Genomic DNA, 1,684 nt, shown 5'->3' on the forward strand with positions numbered 1-1,684 from the left:
CGCCGCCAGCCCCGCGTGGTGCCCACGCGTGAAGGCTTCCTCGAAGACCGAATAACCCGACCAGTCGGCATGGGCAAACAGCAGGCGCGCCGTCCCGGGCGTGGGCAGCAGCGCCGTGCGCTCTCCATTCGATGGCTGCCAGTGGGTGGCCTGCCGCCGCTGGCGTGCGATTTGGCGCAAAAACTGCTGCGTGCCCGGCACCGGGATGGACATGGCGTGGCCGTAGCGCGTCAGCTCCATGCGCGTGGCGCGTGCGGCAAGGTCGGGGTGGGCGCCGGCCAGCGAGTCCAGGATGGGCGCGGCCCAGTGCGTCCACGGCGCGCGCGCCAGCTGCTCGCGCGCGCCGGGCACGTCGCCCAGTGCCTGGTAATACGTCAGCACCGTGGGAGCAGCCAACAGCGCGGCGCCGGCCAGGCGCTGGTGGCCGGAGTCCACATAGCCCACGCCGCCAGGTACGGCGTCGGCGTGGAGCACGTTGTCCCAGGCCGGCGCGGCGCCGGGCACGTCCGCCAGCGGCCGGTCGATGTGGATGTTGGCCACCAGCCAGGGCGCCCATTGCAGGCGCTGCGCGGCCTGCGCCAGGAAGGCCGGCGCGCCGCCGTGCACCACGCGCGCCGCCATGAAGGCCGGCAGCGCGACGACGCAGCGCTCGGCCTGCCAGCGCTCGACGCGGCCGCTGGCGTGGTCGAGCGCGTCCACCTCCACGCCGTGGCGCCCTTCGGCGATGCGCAGCACGCCGCGGCCCGTGAGGAGCTGCCCGGCGGCGGCCAGCGGCTGCGCCAGCTGCTGCGTGAGCCAGCCGTTGCCTTCGGGCCAGGTGAGGATGCCGGCCTCCTGCTCTGGTGCCTCGTCGCCCGGCGCGGCAAAGCCATGCCGGCTGGCGAAATAGTGGATGCCGGCCCAGGCGGACACGCGCGCGCTGCCGGCGCCGTAGTCGTCGCGGCAGCAGTAGTCCAGATACCAGCGCAGGTAGGGGTCGTGGAAGCCCTCGCGCGCCAGCCATTCGTCGAAAACCATGCCATCGAGCGCCTGGTGGACGGGCGCCAGGGGCTGATCGGGTCTCCAGTGTTTGAAGGCCGGCATGGCGAACGGCGCGGCGCGCGACAGCTCGGCCACACGCTGGCCGAAGCGCCGGTATTGCGCCAGCGTGGCAGGCGGCACGTCCGCCACGGGCAATAGGCCCTCCTGCCAGTGGCCCTGCAAGAACAGCCGCTCCTGCGGGCTGTGCACCAGGTGGCGGCCCTCGGCGCCGCCGTAGTGCCAGCGGCCGGCGATGCGCTGGCGCAGACCGAGCTCCTCCAGCAGGTCCTGCACCTCGCTCGCGGCCTCGCCCGGCACGGGCAGGTAGTGCGCCCCCAGCGGGCAGGCCACACCCCGTACCTGGCCGGCGCGGCTGTTGCCGCCGGCGCTGTCCTCCAGCTCCAGTACCGCCACGTCCTGGACCCCCGCCAGGCGCAGCGCACGCGCGGCGGCCAGACCCGCCACGCCGGCACCGGCCACCACCACCTGCGCGCGGCGCCACACCTCCGGCTGGAGTGCACTGTCCGTGCGCGCCAGGCGCTCGCGCAGCGCGTGGCCGCGTTCGATGTCGATGCCGGCAAAGCCCCCGGACGGCAGGGCAGCCGGCGCCGGCGCGCAGCCGGGAAGACCGGCCGCAGCCAGCACGCCGGCCCCGGCGCGCGCC

The 1,684-nt window shown here is 75.1% G+C and carries 1 protein-coding gene; it reads right to left on the bottom strand.

What is annotated here, in order from left to right:
• Window positions 1-1,684: FAD-dependent oxidoreductase (locus A612_RS08970; protein WP_019374162.1), on the bottom strand; the 1,684-nt coding region annotated here is incomplete at both ends.

The sequence above is a fragment of the Melaminivora alkalimesophila genome, assembly GCF_000282995.1.
Classification (GTDB): domain Bacteria; phylum Pseudomonadota; class Gammaproteobacteria; order Burkholderiales; family Burkholderiaceae_C; genus Melaminivora; species Melaminivora alkalimesophila.